The sequence below is a fragment of the Streptomyces sp. NPDC056224 genome, assembly GCF_042267665.1.
In the GTDB taxonomy this organism is placed as follows: Bacteria; Actinomycetota; Actinomycetes; order Streptomycetales; family Streptomycetaceae; genus Streptomyces.
This window is the reverse complement of the sequence record NZ_JBHJTK010000017.1, coordinates 108,526-126,189: the sequence shown is the minus strand read 5'-3', so window position 1 is coordinate 126,189 and position 17,664 is coordinate 108,526. Positions and strand designations below refer to the sequence as shown.

Below are 17,664 nucleotides of genomic sequence, written 5' to 3'. Positions count from 1 at the left end.
GACCCTCCGGATCGGCTACCCACCGGCTCTGACCTGGCGAAACGGGTCCGGCGGGGACGTGCGACACTCCCCTCACACAGCCGTCGCGGGAGTTCACATTCCGGACACCGTCCGTTCCTCGGACAATGGATTGGACAAGGCTCGTGGGGTCGAACGCATGATGGCTCCACGCGCGCCCGCGTCGTACGTACCAAAGGAGTCACCGTGAGGGTCGGAATCGTCGGAGCCACCGGACAGGTCGGCGGAGTCATGCGCGGCATCCTCGCCGAGCGGAAGTTCCCGGTGGACGAGCTGCGGCTGTTCGCCTCGGCCCGTTCCGCGGGCTCCACCCTCGAGTGGGAGGGCCGGGAGATCACCGTCGAGGACGCGTCCACGGCCGACTACTCGGGCCTGGACATCGTGCTCTTCTCCGCGGGCGGCGCCACCTCCAGGGTCCTCGCCGAGAAGGTCGCCTCGCAGGGCGCCGTCGTGATCGACAACTCCTCCGCCTGGCGCGGCCACCCCGAGGTCCCCCTCGTCGTCTCCGAGGTCAACCCGCACGCGGCCCGCAACCGCCCCAAGGGCATCATCGCGAACCCGAACTGCACCACGATGGCCGCGATGCCGGTGCTGCGCCCGCTGCACGAAGAGGCCGGCCTGTCCGCGCTGATCGCGACCACCTACCAGGCCGTGTCGGGCTCGGGCCTGGCCGGTGTCGCCGAGCTCAAGAGCCAGGCCTGCGCGGTCTCCGAGACCGCCGACCAGCTGACCTTCGACGGCGGCGCGGTGGACTTCCCGGAGCCGGCCGTCTACAAGCGGCCCATCGCCTTCAACGTCGTCCCGCTCGCTGGCTCGATCGTGGACGACGGGTCCTTCGAGACCGACGAGGAGCAGAAGCTCCGCAACGAGTCCCGCAAGATCCTGGAGATCCCGGAGCTCAAGGTGTCGGGCACCTGCGTGCGCGTGCCGGTCTTCTCCGGTCACTCCCTCCAGATCAACGCCCGCTTCGACCGGCCGATCAGCGTCGAGCGCGCCTACGAGCTGCTGGAGGACGCTCCGGGCGTCGAGCTGTCGGAGATCCCGACCCCACTCCAGGCCGCCGGCAAGGACGCCTCGTACGTGGGCCGCATCCGCTCCGACGAGACGGTCGACAACGGCCTCGCGCTGTTCCTCTCGAACGACAACCTGCGCAAGGGCGCGGCCCTGAACGCGGTCCAGATCGCCGAGCTCGTCGCCGAGGAGCTCCGCGGCTGATCCCGGTCGCACGGCTGAGGGGCGGCGCCGTGACGGCGCCGCCCCTCGGTCGTGTCAGGGCCTGCGCACCTCGAAGAGGAAGCAGCCGAACTCGGCGGCCCGCACGTGCACGAGGGCCACCTCGGGATCGGCGAACGCCTCGCCCAGGGCGAGATCGATGACGCCGTCCGGCTCCTCGCCGAGCTCCAGCACCCGGCCGCCGAGGATGTGCCCCCGGGCGCTGTACCGCCGGGCGGTGCGCCGCACGCCCGGCCGGGCGAAGGGGTACGCGTCGGGGTACGCGTCCCCGCCCGCCGGCCCGCCGCAGTCCTGCGCGTGGATGAAGACGGGCCCCTGCTCGTCGTACGCGCCCGGGTCCGCGCCGGTCGCGGCGGCCCAGCGCCGCAGGGGTGCGTACGAGACGAGCGCGATCCGCTCCCCGGCCGCGCTCGGCCGCAGGCAGCACCTGAGCGGCGCGCCGCCCTCCTCGTCGGTGTACGGGACGCGGTGGCGCCCCCCGTCGTCACGTGCCCGCAGCTCGGCGAGCGCCGCCGCCCCGATGGGCCTTGCCTGATGTCCGATGCTCATGCCCACCAGCGTCCCCGCGGACGGCCGCCGTGTCCGGCAGGTTTCCGACCTCGCGTTCGCCCGTGGATTACTCCGACGCGACGGCCCTGGCCTCGTGGAAAGATGGCGGGCACCGTCACCATCGAAGGAGATGAACGCGTGCCAGGCACGAATCTCACCCGTGAAGAGGCTCAGCAGCGGGCAAAGCTGCTGACCGTCGACTCCTACGAGATCGACCTCGATCTCAGCGGCGCGCAGGAGGGCGGCACGTACCCGTCCGTGACCACCGTGCGCTTCCAGTCGGCCGAGGCCGGGGCCGAGACCTTCATCGACCTGGTCGCCCCGGCCGTGCACGAGGTCGTCCTGAACGGCAAGGCGCTGGACGTCGCCGCCGTCTTCCGGGACTCCCGCATCACGCTGGCGCACCTCGCCGCCGGGGCGAACGAGCTCCGGGTCGTCGCGGACTGTGCGTACACCAACACCGGCGAGGGCCTGCACCGCTTCGTCGACCCGGTCGACCAGCAGGCCTACCTGTACACCCAGTTCGAGGTGCCGGACGCGCGGCGGGTCTTCGCGAGCTTCGAGCAGCCCGACCTGAAGGCCACGTTCCAGTTCACCGTGACGGCCCCCGAGGGCTGGACGGTCATCTCGAACTCACCACGCGACGTTTCGCAGGGGGCCGAGCCCAAGGACCGGGTGTGGGCCTTCGAGCCGACCCCGCGCATCTCCTCGTACATCACCGCGCTGATCGTCGGCCCGTACCACGCCGTGCACAGCTCCTACGAGGGCCGGGACGGGCAGTCCGTGCCGCTCGGCATCTACTGCCGCCCCTCGCTCGCCGAGTTCCTCGACGCGGACGAGATCTTCGACGTGACGCGGCAGGGCTTCGACTGGTTCCAGGAGAAGTTCGCCTACGACTACCCGTTCGCCAAGTACGACCAGCTCTTCGTCCCGGAGTTCAACGCGGGCGCCATGGAGAACGCGGGCGCGGTCACCATCCGCGACCAGTACGTCTTCCGCTCGAAGGTGACGGACGCGTCGTACGAGCTGCGCGCGGAGACCATCCTGCACGAGCTCGCCCACATGTGGTTCGGCGACCTCGTGACCATGGAGTGGTGGAACGACCTGTGGCTGAACGAGTCGTTCGCCACCTACACCTCGATCGCCTGCCAGGCCTACGCCGAGGGCTCGAAGTGGCCGCACGCGTGGACCACCTTCGCCAACTCCATGAAGACCTGGGCCTACCGGCAGGACCAGCTGCCGTCCACCCACCCGATCATGGCGGACATCCGTGACCTGGACGACGTCCTGGTCAACTTCGACGGCATCACGTACGCCAAGGGCGCCTCGGTGCTCAAGCAGCTCGTCGCCTACGTCGGCATGGACGCCTTCTTCAAGGGCGTGCAGGCGTACTTCAAGGCGCACGCGTTCGGCAACACGCGCCTGTCCGACCTGCTCGGCGCCCTGGAGGAGACCTCGGGCCGCGACCTGGCCGCCTGGTCGAAGGCGTGGCTGGAGACGGCCGGCATCAATGTCCTGCGGCCGCAGATCACCACCGACGCCGCCGGTGTCATCACGGCCTTCGCGGTCCGCCAGGAGGCCCCGGCCCTGCCGGCCGGTGCGAAGGGCGAGCCGGTCCTGCGCCCCCACCGGATCGCGATCGGCCTGTACGAGCTCCAGGACGGCCGCCTCGTGCGCACCGACCGGATCGAGCTGGACATCGACGGCGCGCTGACGGCGGTGCCGGAGCTCGTGGGCCGCACCCGGCCGACCGTCGTGCTGCTCAACGACGACGACCTGTCGTACGCGAAGGTCCGTCTGGACGAGGCCTCCCTCGCCAACGTCACCGCGCACCTGGGGGACTTCGCCGAGTCCCTGCCGCGCGCGCTGTGCTGGGCGTCGGCCTGGGACATGACGCGGGACGGCGAGCTCGCCACCCGCGACTACCTGGCGCTGGTCCTCTCGGGCATCGCCAAGGAGTCCGACATCGGCGTCGTGCAGTCGTTGCACCGCCAGGTGAAGATGGCCATCGACCTGTACGCCGACCCGGCGTGGCGCGAGGAGGGTCTGGCGACCTGGACCGAGGCCACGCTGGAGCACCTGCGCGCGGCCGAGCCGGGCAGCGACCACCAGCTGGCGTGGGCGCGCGCCTTCGCGGCCACGGCCCGCACCGAGGGTCAGCTGACCTACCTGTCGGCGCTGCTGGACGGCGCGGCCGAGGTCGAGGGCCTGGTCGTCGACACCGAGCTGCGCTGGGCGTTCCTGGAGCGCCTCGCCGCGACGGGCGTCGCCGGTGAGGCGGCCATCGCGGCCGAGGTGGAGCGGGACTCCACGGCGGCGGGCGAGCGCCACGCGGCGACCGCCCGGGCCGCGCTCCCGACGGCGGAGGCCAAGGCCGCGGCGTGGGCCTCGGTGGTGGAGTCCGCCGACCTGCCGAACGCGGTGCAGGAGGCCGTGATCGGCGGCTTCGTCCAGACCGACCAGCGCGAGCTGCTGGCCCCGTACGCCGAGAAGTACTTCGCGGCGGTCAAGGGCGTCTGGGAGACCCGCAGCCACGAGATCGCCCAGCAGATCGCGGTGGGCCTGTACCCGTCCCTGCTGGTCTCCCAGGAGACCCTGGACGCGACGGACGCCTGGCTGGCCTCGGCCGAGCCGAACGCGGCCCTGCGCCGCCTGGTCTCGGAGTCCCGCGCGGGCGTCGAGCGCGCGCTGAAGGCCCAGGCGGCCGATTCCGCTGCCGCTCGGGCCTAGTTCCCGTTGCCACGGTGGCGCCGGTCGGTCCCGTGGCGTCCGGCGCCGTGCCTCGCAGGGCGGAGGGGCGCCCGTGTACTGGACGTACTCGGGCGCCCCGAGTACCCGGCGAGGTGCGGTGCCCGGGGCCCCTCCCAGTGGTAGCCGGGGGGAGGGGCCCCGGGCCGGGCGCCACGGTGACGACGGGGCCCGAGGGGCTCCAGGGCTCTGCCCGTAACCGCGGGGCGAGGTCGTCCCGCGGGTACGGCGCCGCCCCCGGCGGGCTCTGCCCCCGGCCCCCCGTGCCCCGCCAGGTGACACCACCGGCCCCCGCCGGCGGTTGAGGTGCGGGCGCGGAGCACCGTACGGGGTCCGGGGCGAAGCCCCTGGGAAGAAGGGAAGGGCGGGTAGGGGACGGCCCGTGCGGCGGCCCGGCTACCCGCCGGCGGCGGCGCGCAGGGCCGCCAGCACGTGGGCCACCGCGGGAGCGGACTCGGCGCCGCGCCGGACCGCCGCGATGACGTGGCGCGTGGGCCGGTCGTGGGCGAGGACCCGGACCGCCACGCCCGAGGCGCGGCTCGACACCATGCGGGGGACCAGCGCCACGCCCATCCCCGCCTCGACCATGGCCAGGATCGCGGTCCAGCCGGACGCCGAGTGCGCCTGCTCCGGGACGAAGCCCGCGGCCTCGCAGGCGCCCCGGGCGATCTGCGACCAGGGGCCGCTGCCGCCGTAGATCCACGGGTCGCCGGACAGGTCCGCCAGCCGCAGCTCCGGCGCGGCCGCCAGCGGATGGCCGGGCGGGAGCGCCACGTCCAGCGGGTCCTCCAGGAGCGTCACCCGGGTGAACCGGGGATCCCGCGCGGTCGGCGCGTGGGCCGCCAGCGACAGCGCCACGTCCACGGCCCCGGCCGACAGCAGCTCGTACGACTCCGCCGCCTCCGTCTCCCGCACCCGGACCTCCACCCCGGGGTGCGAGCGCCGCAGCGCCGCCACCGCCGGAACGACGAGCGCCGGTACGGCGGTCGAGAAGGCGCCGACCCGTACCTCCCCCGCGTCCCCGGCGAGGTAGCCGGCCAGCTCGGCGTCGGCCCGCTCCAGCTGCGCGAACACGGCCTCCACGTGCCGCAGTACGAGATGCGCGGCGTCGGTGAGCCGGACCCCGCGGCCCTGCGCCTCCAGCAGCACCACCCCCAGCTGCCGGGCGAGGTTCGTCAGCTGCTGCGAAACGGCCGAGGGCGTCATGTGCAGCGCCTCGGCCGTCGCGGTCACGGTCCCCTGTTCGGCGAGGGTCCGCAGGATCCGCAGCTTCTTGATGTCCCACTCGGTCATGGGCCCGAACCTACCGCCGGGCACCCAGGCCGACTCCGCCGAGGATCAGCGCCATGCAGAGCAGCTGCGCCGGTCCGGTCGCCTCGCCGATGAGCAGGAAGCCGAGGATCGCCACGCACACCGGCTGGAGGTAGTAGACGACTCCGGCGCGGGCGGCTCCGATGATCGAGACGGCCTTGTTCCAGGCGAAGAAGGCGACCGCCGAGGAGAACACCCCGACGTACAGGAGCGGTCCGACCGTTCCGGCGGTGGCCTCGAAGCCGCCCTGGACGGAGAGGGAGACGGCGTAGGCCGGTGCCAGCATCAGCGCGCCGAGCACGAAGGTGGTGATCAGGAAGGCCAGGCCGCCCAGGTCGGCGGGCTTGCGCTTGAGCAGTGCGCTGTACGTGGCGAAGGCCAGGGCCGCGGCGAACATCCACAGGTCTCCGGCGCCGAAGTCGAAGCCGAGGGAGCCGTCGCCGACCAGCAGCAGCACGCCGAACGCGGCGAGCAGCAGTCCGAAGGTGCGCCGGGCGCCGAGCCGTTCGCCGCCGAGGCGGGCGTACAGCGCCATGACGACCGGCGAAGCGGCCATGATCATGCCCATGTTGGAGGCGGAAGTGGTCAGTCCGGCCTGGTGCACGAGGGTGTTGTAGAGCGCGACGCCGAACAGCGAGGCGAGGGCGATGAAGCCGAGGTGCCGGGCGATCAGGGCCCGCTGCTGCCAGGCCTGGCGGGCGGCGAAGGGGGCGACCGCGAGGGTGGCGATGATCCAGCGCCAGAACACGGCCTGGACGGGCGGGACGCTGTCGGCCATCCCCCGCGTGGCGACGAAGCTGCCGGACCAGACGACCGTCGCGAGCAGGGCGAGGAGGACGCCGAGACCGGCGGCCCCCTTCTTCCCCGGCACTGCGGGCTTGCCTCGCCGGGCGGTGCGGACGCGGTCCATGACGGCCACTGTGTGTCTTCCCCTCGGGGTCGGATCTGTTGTCGGGGACTACCGTCGCACCCGCCCATCACTCAGGTCCATCGAAATGTTTTGATCGATCTGTTCAGTTGAACTGAAAGGTTTGGCCTTCCCCGCCGGACGGGCGGCAGCGAGCTGACCGGCGACGGTGGCTCCGAAGGCGATCGCCATGCCGGCCAGCTGTACGGGGGTCAGCGCCTGCCCGAGGGCGGCCCAGCCGATGACGGCGGCGGTGAGCGGGGAGAGCGGCGAGAGCAGGGTGACCGAAGTGGCGGTGAGCCGCCCGATGCCGCGGAACCAGAGCCAGTACGCGATTCCGGTGTTGATCAGCATCATGTAGCCGTAGCCGAGGAAGGCCCTGCCGTCGAGCACGGGTGGCGCCCCTTCGGCGAGCGCGGCGACCGGGATGATGACCAGCCCGCCCGCGGTGAGCTGCCAGCCGGCCACCGCCAGCGCGCCGACGCCCTCGGGGCGGCCCCAGCGCTTGGCCATGACCGTACCCGCGCCCATGGAGGCGGAGGAGACCACCCCGGCGACGACGCCGACGAGGTCGAGCCCCGCCTCGGCGGTGAGGACGACCATGCTCACGCCGAACGCTCCCACGACGGCCGCGAGTACGGTGCGCAGCCTCGCCCGTTCCCCGAGGACGAGGGCGGCGAGTCCGATGACGAACAGCGGGCCGACGGCGCCGAGGACGGCCGCGACCCCGCCGGGCAGCCGGTAGGCGGAGAGGAACAGCAGCGGGAAGAAGGCGCCGATGTTGAGCGTGCCGAGGACGGCGGACCTCCACCACCACCGGCCCTTCGGCAGGGTGCGGGCGAGGGCGGTCAGCAGCACTCCGGCGGGCAGGGCCCGCATCACCCCGGTGAACAGCGGCCGGTCGGGCGGGAGCAGCTCGGTGGCCACGAAGTAGGTCGAGCCCCAGGAGACGGGGGCGAGGGCGGTCAGGGCGACGGTGGCCGAGCGCTTCATGGCGGCTGGCTCCTCGATCGGGTGAGGAAGGGGCGCGAGGGGCGAACGGCCGGACCGGCCGACGGGCGGGACCGGCCGAAGGGCGGGACCGGCCGACGGGCGGGACCGGCCGACGGGCGGGACCGGCCGACGGGCGGGACCGGCCGAAGGGCGGGACCGGCCGAAGGGCGGCTCAGGCGGCGGCGTACACCGGGGTGCGCGGGGCGGTGGCCGGCGGCTGCGCGTACACGGCCTCGGCCGGCAGGTGCCGCTCCAGCCGGATCAGCGCGAGGGCGGCGCCGAGCGCGGCGACGGTCAGGACGGCCCAGGGCAGTCGGCCGTCGACGGCCAGCAGGGCGGTGAACAGGGAGGGGGCCAGCGCACTGGCCAGCGAGTAGGACAGCTGATAGGTGGCCAGGTAGCGGCCACGGACGGCTTCGGGGGCCGCGGAGACCGACAGGGCGCCCCCGGAGGGGCTGTGCACCAGTTCGCCGAGGGTGTAGACCACGACGATGACCAGCAGGGCGACGAGTGTGGCGCGCTGCCCGGGGCGGAGCGTCCCGAGCACGATCTGCCCGGCGAAGGCGGCGGCGAACAGCACCGAGCCGAGGGCCGCGGAGCGGGTGCGGCGTGCGCCGGAACGGCGGACCCGGCCCGCGATCAGGACGCCGATGCCCGCGCACAGGACGGTGTTGACGGTGAACGCGGCTCCGGTGAGGGAGTCGGGGGCCATCAGCCAGGTGGAGAGGTAGAGCGGGAAGAGCACGGAGAGGGCGGAGTACCCCAGCGCCGCGCAGAAGTTGGCGGCGGTGAGCCCGAGGAAGGGGCGGTCCCGCAGGACCATCCGGTAGCCGGCGGGCGCCCGGCCCGTGGAGCCGGCCGCGGCCACGCGGACCGGGCGGACCCGGCTGACGAGCAGTCCGGCGAGGGCGAAGGCCAGGGAATTGGCCCAGGCGGTGTACGTGAATCCGCCGGTGCCCCACAGCGCCAGCACCCCGGACACGAGCAGGGCGCCCGCGCCCATCCCGGCGTTCTGCAGGGCCCGGGTGGAGGCCTGGAGCCGGTCGCGGGCGGAGCCCTGCGCGACCTCACCGATCAGGGACTGCTGGACGACGCCGAAGGACCGGTCGGCGAGGGCGGTGACGAGGGCGACCGCGGCGAAGGCGGGCAGGGAGCCGGCGAGGGGGTAGAGGGCGAAGCCGAGCGCCCGCATCCCGTAGAGCACCAGGTTGACGTTCTTGGCGCCGAACCGGTCGACGGCCGTGCCCGCAAGCGGCATGAAGGCCAGCCCGGCCACCCCGGTGACGGTCATGACCAGCCCGACCAGGGTGAAGGACAGCCCCGTCACGTGGTGGAAGAAGACCAGCGAGAACGGGACGTACATGCCGATCCCGACCGCGCTGATCCCGATGCCGAGGAGCAGGGACCGCTCCCCCGCCACCCGTACTTCGCCGCCCGCCCGCATCTTCATGGTGTCCCCCTGCACAGAAAATCGCTCGCTTGAAAGTAGCTTAGTTCTAAGCTACTTAACGTCAAGCAACTTTCTTGCGAACGACCGACCGGAGCCGGATACTCCAGCCATGAAGGACGAGAAGGACGAGAAGGACGCCGTCGACGCGATCATCGGGCAGTGGGCCGTGGTGCGCCCCGACCTGGAAACGGCCCCCATGGCCGTCTTCGGCCGCATCCAGCGGATCGCCAAGGCCATGGGCGACGCGATGGAGCAGACCTACGGCCGCTACGGCGTCTCGCGCGGGGAGTTCGACGTCGTCGGTACGCTGCGCCGCTCCGGCGCCCCGTACACGCTCTCGCCCCGCCAGCTGTCGGCCACGCTCATGCTCACCACGGGCGGCATGACCGGGCGCCTGGACAAGCTGGAGAAGGCCGGGCTGCTCTGCCGCAAGCCCGATCCCCACGACCGGCGCGGGCTCCACGTCACGATCACCGACCGGGGCCTCGCGCTCATCGACGAGGCCGTCTCCGCGGGCCTGGAGGTGCAGCGCGCCGCGCTCACCGGCCTCAGCGACGACGAGGTCAAGGTGCTCACCGGCCTGCTCCGCAAGCTGATGGCCGGGGTCTGAGGGCACGACAAGGCGCCGAGGGTCGCCGCACGGCCGCATCACATCGGTCGTGCGGACCCCCGGCGCCGGAAGTCCTTGCGGTGCCGGCCCGGTGGGCCGGACCGGGTCAGCCCTGCTGCTGCTTGTGCGACTTGTCGAGGACCATCACGAGACCCGCGATGACCAGGAAGAGCACGATCGGCAGGGCCACGTACAGGCCGAGCGTCGCACCAATGCTCAGACCCGCGCCCGGGTCGTCGCCGTCGTCACGGGTCAGCGCCAGGGCGGGAGACGTCATCAGCAGCATCATCAGCGTCGTTCCGGCCGTGACGGCGCCGGCGCGCAGAGCGTTCTTCTTGTCCACGGTGCAAACGTAGCGAACCCCCGAACGGGCCGCGCGCCCGGGGGTGCCGTACGGGGTCATCCGCCTCGCCCCCTCCTCTTCACCCTCGTCTTCACCCGCCTCGTCACCCGCCTCTTCACCCCTCCGCGGCGAGCCCCTTGCGTACCGCGCTCAGCAGGGCGTTCGCCCGCGGCGAGGCGGTCAGCTCCTCCAGGGTCAGCGGACGCCCCGCGGCATCGGCGACCGGGAGCCGCCAATTGGGGTACTGGTCCCAGGTGCCCGGCAGGTTCTGCGGCCGCCGGTCCCCCACCGCGTCCGGCAGCCACACGCCGACCATCCGCGCGGGCGTGCGCAGCAGGAAGGCGTACAGGGCCCGTACGGCGGCCTCCTCGCCCTTGGCGTCCAGGCCGAGGCGGTCCAGTACGGCCAGCCACTCGGCGGTGTCGGCGGCGTCCTCGGCCCGTTCCAGCTCGACCGGGCGGGTCAGCAGCCCGAGCCGGTCGCGCAGTTCCACGTGGCTGCCGGCGAGCTTGGCGGCCGTGGGCGGGAGGTCGTGGGTGGTGGCGGTGGCCAGGCAGTCGGCCCGCCAGTCCCGCGGGGCGAGGGGGTTCCCGTCGCCCGCCCAGTCCCGCTCGAACCAGAGCACCGAGGTCCCGAGCACCCCGCGCCGGGCCAGCGCCCGGCGGACCCGCGGCTCCACCGTGCCCAGGTCCTCGCCGATGACCAGGGCCCCGGCACGATGGGCCTCCAGCACCAGGATCGCCAGCATGGCCTCGCCGTCGTAGCCGACGTACGTGCCCTCGGCGGGCGCGCTGCCCTGCGGGATCCACCAGAGCCGGAACAGGCCCATGACATGGTCGATCCGCAGGGCGCCCGCGTACCGGAACACCCCGCGCAGCAGGGCCCGGAAGGGTGCGAAACCGGTGGCCGCCAGCCGGTCCGGGCGCCACGGCGGCAGCCCCCAGTCCTGGCCGCGCGCGTTGAAGGCGTCCGGCGGGGCGCCGACGGAGATGTCCCGGGCGTGGAAGGTGCCGGTACGGGCGTCCGAGCCGTCGGGGTGCACCCCGACGGCCAGGTCGTGCACGATGCCGACGGCCATCCCGGCCTCCCGGGCGGCCCGCTGTGCGGCGGCGAGCTGAGTGTCGGTCAGCCAGACCAGCCAGCGGTGGAAGTCGAGCCGCTGGGCGGGGTCCTCGCCGGCCGCCGCCGCGCACCAGGCGGCGTGCCTGTCCAGCGGCGCGCCCTGCCCGGCGCGGAACTCCCGGTAGGAGGCTTCCCGTTCGGGCGTGCGCGCAACGGCGTACAGCAGCTCCAGGGCTGCCCTCTTGAGCGCCCAGACGGCGTCCCGGTCGATCAGCGCGCCCTTCTCCAGCACTTCGCGGCGCAGCTCCCCGCCCCGGGCGGCGAGTTCGGCGAGGGCCGCGCGGTCGGGGCAGCGGGCGTACTCGGGCACGTCCTCGACGCGCAGGTGGACCGGGTCGGGGAAGCGGCGGGAGGAGGGCCGGTAGGGGGACGGGTCGGTGGGGGTGCCGGGCACGGCCGCGTGCAGCGGGTTGACCTGGATGAAGCCGGCGCCGTGGGTGCGTCCCGCCCACCGGGCGAGGTCGGCGAGGTCGCCCAGGTCGCCCATGCCCCAGGAGCGCTCCGACAGGAGGGAGTAGAGCTGGACGAGCAGCCCGTGGGCGCGCTCGGGCGCGGCGGGGGCCCGGTCCGGGGCCGCGATCAGGGTGGCTTCGGCGGTGCGGCCGTCGGGCAGGGTGACGGTGATCCGGTGGACGCCCAGGGGCAGCCCGTCGGGCAGTGGCTCCCCGGAGCCGGTCCGCCACTCGGCGGCCGGGTGCGGCGCCTCACCCCGTGCCGCGTCCCGCGCCCCGCCCAGCACCTCGTGCCCCGCGCCGTCCGGTGCATCGTCCCGGGATTCCTCGGCGGCTCCCCCCGGTGCTTCCTCGGCGGCTTCCTCCGGGGCCTCCTCCGGCTCCAGGCGGATCCGGGTCCCGGGCGGCAGGGCGGCCAGCGCGGACGGCGGCGGTTCGCCCGCCCAGCACACCAGCACGGGCGGGAGCAGCCGGGTCCCGGCCTCCCGCTGGGCGTCTGCGAGGTGCCGGCGGACGTCCTCGGGGGTGTCGGTGGCCATGCCGAGCAGCCCGAGCACGGTGGCGACCGTGGCCCGCGGCACCTGGACGGTGACGTCCGCGGCGGGCTGGTAGGCGGTGGCGATGCCGTGCAGGGCCGCGAGCCGGGCCAGGTCGTCCATCTACGGGCACTCCTTCGTGCGTGATGGTGGGTCAGAAGGTTCTACAGCTGCGGCGTTCACCGCTCCTAGCCGAGGTGGCGCCTTGCAGCCCCGTTCACCCAAACGAGATACCCGACGGCCGACCGGCCATCCCTCGCCGCCGCGGTCCGCCCGCTGTGGCCGAATCAACAAATTGACTTCCCGGATTGACACATGAGCCGCACGGGTGGTGGGCTCGGGCTCATTCGTACGGGTGGGGGACGTCTCGCGACGAGGAGACTCTGTGCAGCTCAGGGGCAGTAAACGGGCGACGGCCGCCGTCGCGGTGCTCGGCACACTGCTGGGCGGGGCCGTGTCGGCCGCGCCTCCGGGGGCCCTCTCGGCGCCGTCCGCACCGGGCGTACCGTCCGTACCGGGCGGCTCCGCCGGAGCGGCCAGGGAAGCCGCGGCCGCCGGCGTCCCCGGACCCCTCCTCGACCCGGGAGCCGACACCCCGCGCACGGCGGCCGAGGGCCCGGCCGTGTGGCCCCGGCCGCAGTCGATGGCCGCCGACCCGGCCCGCGAGGTGCCGCTGGGCGCGGAGGCCGTGCTGGTGGCCCCGGCCGACGCCGATCCGTACGCGGTCCAGGTGGTCCGGGACGCCCTGCGTGCGGCGGGCGTGCGGACCCTGCACGAGCGGGCTCCCGGGGCGCCGCTGCCCGAGCGGGGCACCGTCGTGCGCATCCAGGGCCCGGACGCGCAGGAGGCACTGCGGGCGCTGGGCGCGGCCGAAGCCCGCGATCTGCCGGACGGGGGCTACCGGCTGGCGGTGGGACGGCCCGGCGGCCGGGACACGGTCGCGCTGGCCGGCGTCGGGGCGGACGGGCTGTTCCACGCGGCGCAGACGCTGCGTCAGCTGCTCGCCGCGGGATCCGGGAAGGCGCCCGGCGTGCTGGTGCGGGACTGGCCGACGGCGCCCGTGCGCGGGATCGCCGAGGCGTTCTACGGGCAGCCCTGGACGCAGGAGCAGCGGCTGGCCCAGCTGGACTTCATGGGCCGCACCAAGCTGAACCGACTGCTGCTCGCGCCCGGTGACGACGCGTACCGGACGACGGCCTGGCGCCAGGAGTACCCCGCGGAGCGGCAGGCGGAGTTCCGGGCCCTGGCCGAACGGGCCCGCGCCAACCAGGTCGTCCTGGGCTGGGCGGTGACGCCGGGCCAGTCGATGTGCCTGTCGTCGGTGGGCGACCGGGCGGCGCTCGCGCGCAAGCTGGACGCGATGTGGGAGCTGGGCTTCCGGGCCTTCCAGGTGCAGTTCCAGGACATCAGCTACACCGAGTGGGGCTGCAGGGCGGACCGGGAGCGGTTCGGGAAGGGCCCGGCCGCGGCCGCGAAGGCCCATGCGGAGGTCGCGGCCGAGCTGGCGGCGCACCTGGCCGCGCGGCATCCGGGGGCGGCCCCGCTGTCGCTGCTGCCGACGGAGTTCTACCAGGAGGGCGCCACCACCTACCGGACGGCTCTGGCGAAAGCGCTGGACCCGCGCGTGGAGGTGGCCTGGACGGGCGTGGGCGTGGTGCCGCGCACGATCACCGGCAGGGAACTGGCCGGGGCGCGCTCGGCGCTGGGCCACCCGCTGGTCACCATGGACAACTACCCGGTGAACGACTGGGATCCGGGCCGGATCTTCCTCGGACCGTACGCGGGACGCGATCCGGCGGTCGCGGGCGGCTCGGCGGCGCTGCTGGCCAATGCCATGCCGCAGGGCACGCTGTCCCGCATCCCGGTCTTCACGGCGGCGGACTTCGCCTGGAACGCGCGCGGCTACCGGCCCGGCGAGTCCTGGGCGGCGGCGGTGCGCGAACTGTCCGGCCCCGACCCGCGCACGCGCGAGGCGGTCGCGGCGCTGGCCGGGAACACGGCCTCGTCGGGTCTGAAGTTGGAGGAGTCCGCATACCTGCGGCCGCTGGTCGAGCAGTTCTGGAAGGCGCGCGCCGCGGGCGACCCGGCGGCCGGGACCGAGCTGCGCAAGGCGTTCACGGTCCTGCGCGAGGCCCCCGATCGGCTCCCGGCCCTTTCGGACGAGGCGGGGCCCTGGCTGGAGCGGCTCTCGCGCTACGGGGCGGCGGGCGAGCTGGCGGTCGACGTCCTGCGGGCCCAGGCCCGCGGCGACGGCGCGGCGGCCTGGCAGGCCGCGCAGGCGCTGGCGCGCGCCCGGCAGGCACTGGCCGAGGCGGGCCCGGCCACGGTGGACAAGGCCGTCCTGGAGCCCTTCCTGGCGAAGGTCACGGCGGAGGCTGACGCGTGGACCGGGGCCGGCCGCCGGACGGGCGAGGTGACGAAGGACGCGGGCGCCTGGACGGTACGGCTGGACGGGCAGCGCCCGGTGGCGGCGGTGACGGTGACGACCGACCCGCTCCCGGCCGGGATCCGGGGCGCGGCGGTGGAGGCCCACGTACCGGGCGAGGGCTGGCGCAAGGTCGGCGAGGCCGCCGCGTCGGGCTGGACCCAGGTGGACACGGCGGGGCTGCGCGCCGACGCGGTACGGCTGTCCTGGGCCGGGACCGCGCCCACCGTGCACCGGGTGGTCCCCTGGCTCGGGGACGGACCCCGGGCCGGGTTCGAACTGGCGGACGGAGGTGCGGTCGACGCCGAGATCGGCGGGGCCGCGCGGCCGGTCTCGGCGGAGCTGACCGCACTGGGACCGGGCGAGGTCCGCGGACCGCTGTCCGCCCGCCCGCCGCAGGGCATCGAGGTCCGGCTGCCGCAGGGCGCCGTGGCGCCGCGCGGCGGCCGGGTGACGATCCCGTTCGAGGTCGCGGTCGCCCGGGACGTGCCGCCGGGCACCTACCAGGTGCCGGTGGTCTTCGACGGGGAGTCACGCACCTTGACGGTACGGGCGGTGCTCCGCACCGGCGGGCCGGACCTGCTGCGCACCGCGCGGGCGGGTTCCTCGGGGAACGAGACGCCCGCGTTCCCGGCCTCGGCGGCCGTGGACGGATCCACGGCCACGCGCTGGTCCTCGCCGCCGGTGGACGGCGCGTGGTGGCGGGCGGAACTCCCGGTCCCGGCCAGGATCGGCCGCCTGGACCTGCACTGGCAGGAGGCCCATCCCTCGTCCTACCGGGTGGAGACCTCGGCGGACGGGCTGACCTGGCGGACGGCCGCCACCGTGTCGGCCTCGGCGGGCGGCCGCGAGTCCCTCCGCCTGGACGCCCCGGGGACCCGCTTCCTGCGGGTCACGTGCGACACCCGCGCGACGCGCTACGGCTGCTCCCTCTGGTCGGCGGAGGCCTACGCGGTCACCCCGTAGCCCCGCGGGCCGGCGTCCTGGGGCGGGGCCCCAGGACGCGGGGTCAGGACGCCGCGACGCCGATGCGGTCCAGGGCGTCCTCGGCCCCGTACGGCTGGAGGTACGGCATCCAGCGGGGATCCCGGTGACCCGTCCCGATGATGCGCCAGGCCAGGCCGGAGGGGGGCGCAGGCTGGTGGCGCAGGCGCCAGCCGAGTTCCAGCAGGTGCCGGTCGGCCTTGACGTGGTTGCAGCGGCGGCACGCGGCGACGACGTTGTCCCACGCGTGCTGGCCGCCCCGGCTGCGCGGGATGACGTGGTCGACGCTGGTGGCGACGGCGCCGCAGTACATGCAGCGGCCGCCGTCCCGGGCGAACAGGGCGCGCCGGGTGAGCGGAACGGGCCCCCGGTAGGGGACCCGCACGAAGCGCTTGAGCCGGACCACGCTGGGCGCGGGGACGGCTCTGGTCGCGCTGTGCAGATAGGCGCCGGATTCCTCCAGGGAGACCGCTTTGTTCTCCAGGACGAGGACGAGCGCGCGGCGGAGCGGTACGACGCCGAGGGGCTCGTACGACGCATTGAGGACCAGGACGTGCGGCACGGACTGCCTCCTTGTACGCCGGCGGCGCGTGGCTCGCGCCGGGACGATCTGCTCTCCAGTCTCTCCTTACGGCTGGTCGAAGCGCCACCACGAGCCCGTAACGGGTCCGAGGTGTTTTCAACCACACCCACGTCCTCCCCACGTGAGTCTGGTCTCTCCCTCGAACACCGACCCCCTAAGCAAATACGGGGACGGGAATGCCCCGTTAGTGTGGTTGGTCTGCCCGCACTTCCCCGGATCCCGTCCGGGGGTACACCCCGAGTCCCGCGGGCGGACCGCTACACCTGGAGGTTTCCGCCGTGCCCTGGCCTGCCGCCCTGCTGCCCCTGGCAACAGACACCCCGGACGCGACCAAGACGCTCAAGGAGACGCACGAGAGCGTCACGGAAGCCGCGAGCTTCATCGAGGAGAACTGGGCCACCTGGCTGAGCATCGGCCTGCGCATCCTCCTGATCGTCGTGATAGCGGCGGCGCTGCGCTCGGTGGTCCGCAAGGCGCTGACCAAGCTCATCAACCGGATGAACACCAGCGCCGAGGCGGTCGAGGGCACCGCGCTCGGCGGGCTGCTGGTCAACGCCGAGCGACGCCGCCAGCGTTCGGAGGCGATCGGTTCGGTGCTCCGTTCGGTCGCCTCGTTCCTGATCCTCGGCACGGCCGCGCTGATGGTGCTGGCCGCGCTGAAGATCGACCTGGCCCCGCTGCTGGCGAGTGCCGGTGTGGCCGGCGTGGCGATCGGTTTCGGTGCCCGGAACCTGGTGACGGACTTCCTGTCCGGCGTGTTCATGATCATGGAGGACCAGTACGGCGTCGGTGACAAGATCGACGCGGGCGTGGCCTCGGGCGAGGTGATCGAGGTCGGCCTGCGCGTGACCAAGCTGCGCGGGGACAACGGCGAGATCTGGTACGTGCGCAACGGCGAGATCAAGCGGATCGGCAACCTCAGCCAGGGCTGGGCGACCGCGGGCGTGGCCGTGCAGGTCAAGCCGTCGGAGAGCCTGGCCCGGATCCGCGAGGTGGTCCGGGAGGTCGCCGACGCCCTGGTGAAGGAGTCCCCCTGGGACGAGCGCCTGTGGGGTCCGGTGGAGCTGCTGGGCCTGGACGAGGTGCTGCTCGCCTCGATGACGGTGAAGGTGTCGGCGAAGACGATGCCGGGCCAGCAGTTCGCGGTGGAGCGGGAGCTGCGCTGGCGGATCAAGGAGGCCTTCGACGCGGCGGGCATCCGGATCATCGGCGGTCTGCCGGCCGCGGAGGAGGACGAGGAGGCGGCGGACCCGTCGGCCGCCGTCGCCGCGCCGTCCGCGCTGGCGAACCCGGCTTCCCCGCAGTCGCTGGCCACCGCCCCGATCCCGCCGCAGGGCGGCCCGCGGATCACCAAATAACCCCCCGGGCGCCCCCCGCTGCCCCGCAGGTCGTTCGTGTCG

At 74.0% G+C, this 17,664-nt stretch carries 13 protein-coding genes; 5 read left to right on the top strand and 8 right to left on the bottom strand.

The annotated features are described in order from the left end of the window. Positions 1 to 204: 204 nt before the first annotated feature. The gene (locus tag ACFCZ1_RS21120) at positions 205 to 1,233 is read left to right on the top strand and encodes an aspartate-semialdehyde dehydrogenase (protein ID WP_376679797.1); all 1,029 of its coding nucleotides are present in this window, start codon (positions 205 to 207) and stop codon (positions 1,231 to 1,233) included. A 54-nt stretch (positions 1,234 to 1,287) separates the two neighbouring features. Here ACFCZ1_RS21120 and ACFCZ1_RS21115 read toward each other — a convergent pair whose 3' ends face one another. Further along, entirely contained in the window at positions 1,288 to 1,800 is a 513-nt protein-coding gene (locus ACFCZ1_RS21115; RefSeq protein ID WP_376679796.1) for a DUF1203 domain-containing protein, read from the bottom strand. 138 nt (positions 1,801 to 1,938) lie between these two features. Between ACFCZ1_RS21115 and pepN the strand changes: the two genes are divergently transcribed. Beyond that, a complete protein-coding gene (pepN, locus tag ACFCZ1_RS21110) occupies positions 1,939 to 4,530 on the top strand; it encodes an aminopeptidase N (protein ID WP_376679795.1) in 2,592 nt (863 codons plus the stop codon). Between the two features lie 414 nt (positions 4,531 to 4,944). Here the strand turns inward: pepN and ACFCZ1_RS21105 are convergent, their stop codons facing one another. The 4 genes from ACFCZ1_RS21105 to ACFCZ1_RS21090 all read right to left on the bottom strand — a co-directional run bounded on the left by ACFCZ1_RS21105 (position 4,945) and on the right by ACFCZ1_RS21090 (position 9,209). After that, positions 4,945 to 5,841, bottom strand: coding sequence for a LysR family transcriptional regulator (locus ACFCZ1_RS21105; RefSeq protein ID WP_376679794.1), 897 nt, complete (start codon positions 5,839 to 5,841; stop codon positions 4,945 to 4,947). A 10-nt stretch (positions 5,842 to 5,851) separates the two neighbouring features. After that, entirely contained in the window at positions 5,852 to 6,769 is a 918-nt protein-coding gene (locus tag ACFCZ1_RS21100) for a DMT family transporter (RefSeq protein ID WP_376679793.1), read from the bottom strand. A gap of 48 nt (positions 6,770 to 6,817) precedes the next feature. Next, positions 6,818 to 7,759, bottom strand: coding sequence for an EamA family transporter (locus ACFCZ1_RS21095; protein ID WP_376679792.1), 942 nt, complete (start codon positions 7,757 to 7,759; stop codon positions 6,818 to 6,820). A 172-nt stretch (positions 7,760 to 7,931) separates the two neighbouring features. Beyond that, positions 7,932 to 9,209, bottom strand: a complete 1,278-nt coding sequence (locus ACFCZ1_RS21090) for an MFS transporter (RefSeq protein WP_376679791.1) — start codon at positions 9,207 to 9,209, stop codon at positions 7,932 to 7,934. Between the two features lie 109 nt (positions 9,210 to 9,318). Here ACFCZ1_RS21090 and ACFCZ1_RS21085 point away from each other — a divergent pair, with 109 nt between their 5' ends. After that, the gene (locus ACFCZ1_RS21085; protein WP_376679790.1) at positions 9,319 to 9,819 is read left to right on the top strand and encodes a MarR family winged helix-turn-helix transcriptional regulator; all 501 of its coding nucleotides are present in this window, start codon (positions 9,319 to 9,321) and stop codon (positions 9,817 to 9,819) included. Positions 9,820 to 9,925: 106 nt separating this feature from the next. On the opposite strand, the gene ACFCZ1_RS21080 is transcribed toward ACFCZ1_RS21085, so the two are convergent. Together ACFCZ1_RS21080 and ACFCZ1_RS21075 are read right to left on the bottom strand one after the other, a co-directional pair. Continuing rightward, positions 9,926 to 10,162 (bottom strand): hypothetical protein, encoded by a 237-nt coding sequence (locus ACFCZ1_RS21080; protein ID WP_376679789.1) that lies wholly within the window; start codon positions 10,160 to 10,162, stop codon positions 9,926 to 9,928. A gap of 115 nt (positions 10,163 to 10,277) precedes the next feature. Beyond that, entirely contained in the window at positions 10,278 to 12,395 is a 2,118-nt protein-coding gene (locus ACFCZ1_RS21075; protein ID WP_376679788.1) for a 4-alpha-glucanotransferase, read from the bottom strand. A gap of 262 nt (positions 12,396 to 12,657) precedes the next feature. Here ACFCZ1_RS21075 and ACFCZ1_RS21070 point away from each other — a divergent pair, with 262 nt between their 5' ends. After that, the gene (locus tag ACFCZ1_RS21070) at positions 12,658 to 15,663 is read left to right on the top strand and encodes a beta-N-acetylglucosaminidase domain-containing protein (RefSeq protein ID WP_376679787.1); all 3,006 of its coding nucleotides are present in this window, start codon (positions 12,658 to 12,660) and stop codon (positions 15,661 to 15,663) included. A 43-nt stretch (positions 15,664 to 15,706) separates the two neighbouring features. Here the strand turns inward: ACFCZ1_RS21070 and ACFCZ1_RS21065 are convergent, their stop codons facing one another. After that, positions 15,707 to 16,243: an HNH endonuclease gene (locus ACFCZ1_RS21065; protein ID WP_328925761.1), complete on the bottom strand. Its 537-nt coding sequence runs from the start codon at positions 16,241 to 16,243 to the stop codon at positions 15,707 to 15,709. Between the two features lie 299 nt (positions 16,244 to 16,542). On the opposite strand from ACFCZ1_RS21065, the gene ACFCZ1_RS21060 reads away from it, so the two are divergent. Further along, positions 16,543 to 17,622, top strand: a complete 1,080-nt coding sequence (locus ACFCZ1_RS21060; RefSeq protein ID WP_376679786.1) for a mechanosensitive ion channel family protein — start codon at positions 16,543 to 16,545, stop codon at positions 17,620 to 17,622. Positions 17,623 to 17,664: the final 42 nt, after the last annotated feature.